The 7,707-nt window shown below is 60.9% G+C and carries 10 protein-coding genes and 2 pseudogenes; 7 read left to right on the top strand and 5 right to left on the bottom strand.

Features of this window, described 5'->3' with window-relative positions:
- Window positions 1-911: 911 nt before the first annotated feature.
- Together AC5ZG5_RS29215 and AC5ZG5_RS29210 are read right to left on the bottom strand one after the other, a co-directional pair.
- Window positions 912-1,043, bottom strand: coding sequence for a hypothetical protein (locus AC5ZG5_RS29215; protein WP_456647132.1), 132 nt, complete (start codon window positions 1,041-1,043; stop codon window positions 912-914).
- 375 nt (window positions 1,044-1,418) lie between these two features.
- Window positions 1,419-1,556 carry a hypothetical protein gene (locus tag AC5ZG5_RS29210; RefSeq protein ID WP_456647133.1) on the bottom strand — a complete coding sequence of 46 codons (138 nt, stop codon included), beginning with the start codon at window positions 1,554-1,556 and terminating at the stop codon, window positions 1,419-1,421.
- On the opposite strand from AC5ZG5_RS29210, the gene AC5ZG5_RS29205 reads away from it, so the two are divergent.
- The 3 genes from AC5ZG5_RS29205 to AC5ZG5_RS29195 are packed head-to-tail and all read left to right on the top strand — an operon-like array spanning window position 1,555 to window position 2,443.
- On the top strand, window positions 1,555-1,824 hold the full coding sequence (locus AC5ZG5_RS29205) for a hypothetical protein (protein WP_456647134.1): 270 nt from the start codon (window positions 1,555-1,557) through the stop codon (window positions 1,822-1,824). The genes AC5ZG5_RS29210 and AC5ZG5_RS29205 overlap by 2 nt on opposite strands.
- On the top strand, window positions 1,817-2,107 hold the full coding sequence (locus tag AC5ZG5_RS29200; protein WP_456647135.1) for a hypothetical protein: 291 nt from the start codon (window positions 1,817-1,819) through the stop codon (window positions 2,105-2,107). Before AC5ZG5_RS29205 ends, AC5ZG5_RS29200 begins: the two co-directional genes overlap by 8 nt.
- 51 nt (window positions 2,108-2,158) lie before the next feature.
- Window positions 2,159-2,443, top strand: a complete 285-nt coding sequence (locus tag AC5ZG5_RS29195; RefSeq protein WP_456647139.1) for a DUF1488 family protein — start codon at window positions 2,159-2,161, stop codon at window positions 2,441-2,443.
- A gap of 1,082 nt (window positions 2,444-3,525) precedes the next feature.
- Here the strand turns inward: AC5ZG5_RS29195 and AC5ZG5_RS29190 are convergent.
- Entirely contained in the window at window positions 3,526-3,807 is a 282-nt protein-coding gene (locus tag AC5ZG5_RS29190; RefSeq protein ID WP_456647136.1) for a hypothetical protein, read from the bottom strand.
- A 215-nt stretch (window positions 3,808-4,022) separates the two neighbouring features.
- On the opposite strand from AC5ZG5_RS29190, the gene AC5ZG5_RS29185 reads away from it, so the two are divergent.
- Complete coding sequence (locus AC5ZG5_RS29185) at window positions 4,023-4,268, top strand: hypothetical protein (protein ID WP_456647137.1); 246 nt, start codon at window positions 4,023-4,025, stop codon at window positions 4,266-4,268.
- Window positions 4,269-4,803: 535 nt separating this feature from the next.
- Here AC5ZG5_RS29185 and AC5ZG5_RS29180 read toward each other — a convergent pair.
- Complete coding sequence (locus AC5ZG5_RS29180; protein ID WP_456647138.1) at window positions 4,804-5,085, bottom strand: hypothetical protein; 282 nt, start codon at window positions 5,083-5,085, stop codon at window positions 4,804-4,806.
- Window positions 5,086-5,501: 416 nt separating this feature from the next.
- Window positions 5,502-5,915: a hypothetical protein gene (locus tag AC5ZG5_RS29175; RefSeq protein WP_456647298.1), complete on the bottom strand. Its 414-nt coding sequence runs from the start codon at window positions 5,913-5,915 to the stop codon at window positions 5,502-5,504.
- 556 nt (window positions 5,916-6,471) lie between these two features.
- On the opposite strand from AC5ZG5_RS29175, the pseudogene AC5ZG5_RS29170 reads away from it, so the two are divergent.
- From AC5ZG5_RS29170 to AC5ZG5_RS29160, 3 genes and pseudogenes are all read left to right on the top strand, one after another.
- A pseudogene (locus tag AC5ZG5_RS29170) lies at window positions 6,472-6,759 on the top strand (non-homologous end joining protein Ku); the annotation flags it as partial.
- 20 nt (window positions 6,760-6,779) lie between these two features.
- Entirely contained in the window at window positions 6,780-7,001 is a 222-nt protein-coding gene (locus AC5ZG5_RS29165; RefSeq protein WP_456644930.1) for a hypothetical protein, read from the top strand.
- 25 nt (window positions 7,002-7,026) lie between these two features.
- A pseudogene (locus AC5ZG5_RS29160) lies at window positions 7,027-7,637 on the top strand (cell envelope biogenesis protein TolA).
- Window positions 7,638-7,707 lie beyond the last annotated feature (70 nt).

The following is a 7,707-nucleotide window of genomic DNA, read 5'->3' as shown; positions in this document are numbered from 1 at the left end:
AGACAGGACGCCCCTTGGCGCTATCGGCTTGGCCACCCTGTTTGCCGCAGCGGCCTACCGCGCGAGCGGTTTAGTCCTCTGACCCTTTTGAGACATGTCGTGGTAGCTTGAGGACGTCCGCTTATCGGGGAAGACCGGAAGGGGACCGCCGCGCGATTAGAACGCCGCGAATGCCTCACACCAGTCATCCGTGCGGCTGACGACACCTCCACCCGCTTAGTTAGGAACGATTCGTGGCGTGTGCTTTCTTCGATCTTTAGCGAGCCCAAGATGCGCCAGGCGAGGGGAGGACAAGCCGTACAGCGATGTGGCACGTAGTGCGACGGCAGTATGGCTGTTCGTTCTCTGTTTGGGGCTCTTAGCGCTACTCGAGAAGTTCGCATAAGAGCGCCCCACCGGGGGCCAGGTATCCAGAGCTGTGGCCGCCTTCGTCAATCTTGCTCGTCATCCTGTATCCTAATCGCCTTAAAGCCCTCCGGCAGCTCCGGCGGCGTGCTCTCGTCAGAGTGGTTGCACACCGGGCAAGGCGCGCCGGCTCCCCCCGCAACCGCAGGCGTTGTGACCCAGCCACGGCTTATCAAGCCCTTGAAGAATGGATGCCGCACCGTGCCCTACGCCGATTTTGCCCCCGGTCTCGGCGAGGAGCTTCGGCTCAACCCAGACGCCCTCGTGCGCGATTTCCTCAGCGCAAGGGTCGGGACCGGGAGTGCCGCTCACCGAGCGCGCTGATTAGCCCGATCGCGATAGTTAAACCACCGAGAGCGAACCAAATTGGGAACATGTCGGACTGAACCTGTGAAACGGCAATTACCCAGCCGCCAAAAACGATTAGCATGACAGAGATTAAATGGGTCACGGCGGTGTCCACGTCCGCTTCCTTTCGCGTCAATTGTCTGCTTTCGAGATTGTCACTATTTCTTCTTGCTCTGCGATAGGGTCGGGCGCGAGGTCGCTTTCTGGCTCGGTGCGGCGGCGATGACCTTGATCTTTTCTTTCTTAGGCTTCTTGGCTTCGCGGTTGCTTCGTTGCTGGCCTTTGGCCATGTCGGCACCCTCCTGGTTTTCGAGATGATCGTCTGACGAGAGGACCTGCCCACGAGACGTGCAGATTCTTACGCCGATGTAGCCTTCTTGCACCGATACGCGCGCGGATGCCTTCGTGATTGCCGCTAACCAGATATTTCAGTTGCGTCCGCCGGGCATGTAAGACAGCCGCCGCGACCACCAGGATCACAGGCAAAAGCGGGACAACGCTAGGGGCACGAGCCACTCGGCCAGCCGAAATTGCCGCGAGAGAATGCTCCTGCTCGTTGCGACGGGAGCACGCGGCCCTCAGTCACCGGTGGATGCCATGAAAATGCGGTGATGGCGCACGCTACGCCCATGTTCTGGAATTAGCCAGTGCCAAATCACTTCCCTTCAGGTGGCAAGAACGCGCAGGAACGGGCGTAGTGCCTTCTCGTCGCGTGCGGCAACAAAGCGATGGCTATTGCGGTTTGAAGGGCGCATGCTGCTTTTGAGGCCGGCGCCAAAGTATTGCGAAAGGTAGGCGCGCATGACCATCCGTTCCCGACGCGAAGTCGTCACCTTTAAGCAACCGTTCCGGATAAGGGGGATTGATCGCCTGTTGCCCGCCGGCACCTATGAAGTCGTCACCGACGAGGAGACGATCGAAGGGTTATCGTTCGAGGCGTTCCGCCGCGTCGCTACTATGATCAAGTTGCCGGTGGAGGGCTCGCGCGGCTTGGCGATGGAGGTGGTCTCGATCGGCTCTGTCGATCTCGCCGACGCGCAACGCGTGGACGCGAGTGCTTCCGATGGCTGACGAGCCGTTTGATCTCGACAGCCACCGCGGCATGGCGGCGCAGAAGGCAACCGACATTCGTCGTGCGCTGGCGGAGGTCGAGACCCATGCGCAGGAGCTGCGCGAGCACCGAGCCGCGGTGGAAGACCACCTGTTGTCGGCTCCCGCCGCGTCATGGCCGGAGGCAGCCGCCAAGGCGCGCTATGTGCTCAAGCTGTACGCCGCGGGCCTGCCGCCGGAAGACACAAGGCATCGCGATCTCGTCGCAGCCGTGCTTGAGGATTTTGCGCGGCTCACCGAGTAGCGCTGAGTCGGGTACCGCGGCACGGCCGGGACTTATGAAGGAGTGGCTGACATGACGCTCACGTACGGTCGCTTCATCGCTTACGAATACGACAGGATGGTCGTCCTGTTCTCGATGCTCGACGGCCAAAGGGAGGTCCCCTGCGCGATTTCAACTTCAGCGATGGATGAGTTGGAGGGTTTAGTGCGCGCGAGTGCGGGCCAGCGCGAGGCGCAATTCATGCGGTTGCGGGAGCGCATCGAAACCTGCGCCGCCGGCAAATATCAGGCGACCGAGTTCGAGGGTACGCCGCCCGGGATCATCCTGCGCAGCATCGATTTCCGGAAAGAGCGATAGCAGCTTTCCCGGGAGACAAGCGCTCAGAGTGGGGCCCCAAAAGAGGGGAACTATATCGCAGTCCGAACGGAGACGCGTGGTTCCTCGGGCGCGAGCCGACAGGTGGAAATGCGTTCATTATCCATCAGCCGAATGCGCCTTCCGGCGGGCGGCTGTCGCACATTGTCCGCGCCGGCGCTCCGACGGCCGGGAAATTTCACGGGTGGCCGCGCTGCATCGGCATTGGATCAGACGGCGAGCCATAGAGCCATCGCAACCAGCACCACAACAAGCAAAGCGTATTCGAGTTTGTGGTTGTAGGAACTGAGAGATCTCCTGTTCGATATCATGTCAATTCTCCTTGGCTGAATTTCCGGCAGCGCGTACACGAAGCGCTGGGCCGGGATGACCCGTTAGAAGGTCTACTGCGCTGGCTGCCACCTATCGGCATGGGGCTGATCCTGCGGCTTCTCTCCGGGGCTTGAGCACTGGGAATTTATGTCGGGGCACGCATTCCTGGCGACGTCAGCCACTTATTGACTTCGGTGGCCGCATCTATCTGGACTGCCTTTCGCAAAAGCTCGTCACGACGGATGCTGGGCGGCATGCCGTCAGCCTGTTTACGCAAGTTGATTGCCTCTTGCGCTAAGCGAAATTCGAAGGTTGATGAGGAGGACTTGAAACGTCGCCGATTTAGCATGGCGGTGCTCCCTGTTCGATTGGGCGGGAGCGCAATTGGCGGTCTCGTCACCGATAGAAGCCATGAGCCGCGCGGTGATGCGAGTGATTGGACACCTTTTTCATCGGGGAGTCGACATAATTCGCATCAGGCGCTTCGAATGGTCACATCGGACATCGAAGCAAGTAAAGCAGGGCGCTATTCCCTTCGATCTGAGCCGTCTCCCGCGAAGTCTCCTGGCCGCTCATCAGAAGCATGTCGTCGTCCCAGACCTGCCACTCCCACTTCTGCGGGAGAAGAGCGATCAGCCTCACGTCAAGCATACGCCGCATTGAGGGAAATTTGGCCATACAGCCTCTATGCGCTCCTGACCGTCAACATTCCAGTGGTCTATAGCAGCCTTCGGGCATTTCGACCCCCGAGCCTACGAGGCTGGCCGCGCGTTGATCCTTGCGAGCTCTCGACGCTCGTCATCCGATAACCGCCAACGCTTGCACTGCCCGCAGAGCTGCCTAAAGATGTCATACAGTTTGCTTCGCGCAACTTCGACGACCTCGGTGTCGTCAAATTCGCGGGAGTTCACAAAGACTGGCAATGAAAAACGGATCTGACCGCTCTCGAACTGAAACGCCAAGCGAACGTCCTCACCTCGTTCGTTGGGCGAAACCATCTCGATGCGCGCGATCTTGATCTTGAACTTGTCCATCGCGTCACCTCCCTGGAAGGCCGCTGAATACCATTTTGGCACACAACCGCGAAATGGGTATTGACCGATGGATAGTGAGGTGGACTCCAACCGTCGTAGAGGACCACGAAGTGTGGGAGTCGCGCTAGATTTGGCTGGCTCCATCCTTAAGTTGATTTTTTCAGCATCCTAATTTCGCTTTTGAACCAAGCAACCGCCATGGCATTAGGACGTTCATGGCTGAGTCATTCGGCACCGAATTTACAATTGTTGAAGTAACGGCCGATGATGCGGTGACCCGCCCGACCAAGCAACTTTGGGTCGCTGCAGCTAAACCGAGCCAAGCGCTTACCCTGGTTCTGACAGCGGTTCCAGAAGGCTGGACAGCGGAGCTTGCGACTCGACACCTGACCCGCCAGCAGTTGAAAGAGCTCCAAAACCTACACCTCACGCCTGGCGAAGTGCACAAGCTGTGGATGTAAGGGCCGCCTCAGTCGGCACATTCGGCCGCCGAGCCCGCGTTCCTTGCTAAGTAACGAGCCAATAGACCCCCGCGGCCAAAATGAGCGCGAGAAGCGTAGTGACCGCCGCGATCAGCGCCCAATCCCGTTTCGTGAGCAATTCGTATTCGAACATCTTATACGGAAGACCTTCGGTCCCGTCTGGAAGCGCCGCCTGCGCAGCGTGTTTTTCATCGCGAGTTCCGTCTTTAGGCGCCGGGGGTTAAAGGACGCCCCCCCGGTCGCATCCAACGGAGCGGGCGAGGGTGTTGCAATCCCTGAGAAAAACGGCCCAGCGTTGCAGCTGAGCCGTCAACTCGGTGGTGACAGGTTTTCTTCCGGCGGGGGCTAAGGGGGCTGTGGCCGAAAGCCGAGACTCGACGATCACGGACCGATTTGGTTCCTATCTAGTGAGACGTCGTAAACCGCCCGATGCCGGGCGGCGCGCGCCGGCAGATCAACAACGAATGCGGCTGTGATGGAAGTTAACTTGCGCGCCCTGGCCGAAAGATAATGGCTACCAGGAAACCTCTCGGTTCAAATTCGACATCACCAACTGAAGATCGATCGAGCTAAGAAAGTCGTGCAATGGCGGCGGTCCCATAAAGCCCATCCGTCCGCCAGCATCCCAAACGACGACGGCAAAACCCTGCAGCCCCGCTGCATGCGCCCGCCGCTCCATCGCGATCAACTCTTGCGATTGAACAGATTGCGGCTGGCCACCAAACGAGCTTTCCACTGGGAAAATAATCAAGTCCTGCCCCTGCTCATGCAAGTAGGCGACTTTGTAAGTGGGCATCGTTCTACCCTCAGGTTTGGGGAATGGTTTCAGCTCCCCCTCTTGGAGTCTAGCGACTCAATTTGGAACCGATTCGGGCGCGTTCGCAGCGGCAGCACACTGTTCGGGCACCCCATGGCGGACACGTCGTCGCGCATTCGCGATCCGCGCGTCTCGTGCTCTCTTTCGGCGCCTTTAAACGCGCTGTCGCTTCGTCCTGCTGCACCTGGGGCCCCGTCGGCTCGCGGCGGCGCTCTGCCCCGGCCGCATCTGGACATTCCGCGACCCTTGGCGGCGTTGCGCACCAACGGGCGCCAGATAATCCGGAAAGACCCCGGCAGCGGCGGCAGGTCGCCGAGATAACGATTGACGACCCGGAACAGTGCGCGGATCGCCTCTCGGTTGGTCGTGCTCGAATAAGTGCACATCAGCGATCCTTAGCGTTCGCCCGGCCACCAGATCGACGGCGGATCCTGGGCGGAGATCTTCGTCGCCCGGATCGCGACCAGGTGACTGCGCTTGTAGGGATAGCCGCGCTCCTCCGAGCACAGCTTGCAGCGCATGTAGCGCTCGAGCTCGTGGACCGGCGTCGTCTTCGGCCGCCGGACGATATCCAGCGCCACCGTCTGGTGCGTGTTGCAGCCCAGGCATTTGACCTCGAGGTACAGGTAGCCGGCATTGATCGCGTCCCCGAGCGTGGGGGAGGGCTGGGCAGGGCCCTGGAAGGCGAGCATGCGCTTATTCCAGGCCTCACAGGCCAGCTTGTCGGCCTGTGTGCGGACTTCTACCGCGCGCTCCGCTGAGGCGCGTACAGAGGCGCCGTAGATGCTCTCTCGGGACTTCGTACCCATGCCTCAGCATTGCGCCCGCGCGGCGCCAGAGCAAGCCGCTAGGGCCTGTGGATTGACAAGTGACGCAACAAAGCTTGGCACCCTTAACATGTGTGATTGTACCAGCAGATCGCGACGACAAGTCGCTACTAGGTTTGGCGCTAGCGTCGATTTGGGAAGAAGCGATGATCAGCGAGGAGTTTAACAAGGAGACTCTAGCCGCGACGGATTTGGCGCTAGAGCGGGCAATGAGCGCCCCGCAATGAGGTGGAGTGCAAGCGCTTCAAGGCCCGGCCGAGCCTAAACTTCCCAGGGTTCTTCCCGGACAGGTGCTGATCCTCTGCCTCATCGCCTCGTCGGGCGTCAGCCTCTCGGCAGATTGCGCTGAGTATCGGCATGTCCGTCCAGGAACCGCGGACGCCGAGCTACGTTTCGTCCCCATCAACATAGGGAGAACGTTATGCGTTCGGCTGTCCTGGTTCTGGCCATTTTGCTGGCCGAGACTGCACTATCTTTTGCATAGGGCCACATGGGCACCCCACAAGAACAACAGGCCTGCCGGCGAGATGCGCAGCGAGACCGGTACGAGGCGGCCTTGATCGACCTCATTAACGAGAAGCGCGCCGGCAAGCCGATCACGCCCAAGGAGCGGCCACGCGGCGAGAACGTCGTCGACCTGATGGAGGCGCTGCGGCGCAGCGTCGGCAAAGAAGCGGAGCCGGCGAAGGCTGCCAAACCGGCCAAGAAGCCGCGAAAGGCGACGGCTGGCCAGAAGGAAATGCTGATGCCAATCCAAGGCAAGAAACCGGCGAAGGAGACGGCCGCGAAGAAGCCGACGAGCAGGCAGCAGCGAAAGTCGGCCTGACGCCAGAGTAGGAGAGCCGCATGGACATGAAAGAAGCCTCGGCAATGACGGAAGCTTCCGGACTGATCAACGAGGACGGCGTAGAGCAGACTGCGGAAGTGCGGCGGCGACCGCCTCAGTCGCCTTCACAGGATGCCGCGATGCGCTGGGCCGATCGGCTGCGCGAGATCACCATGAACGCTCCGTTGCAGTCGCTCTTCGCTGCCTTCCTGCTTGGGGTCTGGGTCGCTCGCCGGCGGTAGGAGACTCCGCGAGCCTGCACGCCTCATGGTCAGGAAGCTCAAGACATTTCAGACGTCGCTCGGCTTCTTCGATCTCGCGATCGCGGCGCCTTCGATGAAGGCGGCGCTCGAGGCCTGAGAAGCCGGCAGCAATCTTTTCCACCAGGGCATCGCCAAGGAGACGCACGATCCGGACGTCATCGCCGCGACGATGTCCAAGCCGGGCGTGGTGCTCAAGCGCCCCGCTGGATCTAACGGGCGCTTCGCCGAGCACTCCGATCTCCCTTCGGATTGGGATCTGGCGAGAACGGAGCTCGCCGGGAAAGGCGTCGGCCGACGCGGGCGAAGCGAACCTCTCCCAAGATCAGCGAAGGCGACGCGCGAAAGGCCGCCGCCGAATTCGAGAAGGAGCAGAAGCGCCGCGACGCCGAGCGCCGGCGCGAAGAGGCCGCCAGGCAGAGGAATCGCAAACGGCGCGAAAAGGCGATGGCGAAGGCGGAGGCGGTGCTGGACAAGGCCGAGCGCGAGCATGCGAAGAAGGCCGCGGATATTCAGGCTGAGGTCGAGGCTATCAAGAAGCGAGCGCGGGCCGAGGACGACCGGTGGGAAAAGGAAAGAGAACGGCTGCAAGCCGCCCTGCGGCGCGCGGAGGACTAGCCGGCAAGAGCCATTCGCGTCTCCGGAACGGAGTTCGGCCGGATCGCGTTGACTGCTCGATCTTCATGAC

The organism is Bradyrhizobium sp. Ses1, assembly GCF_059512365.1.
This window is presented reverse-complemented; position numbering and strand designations above follow the sequence as displayed.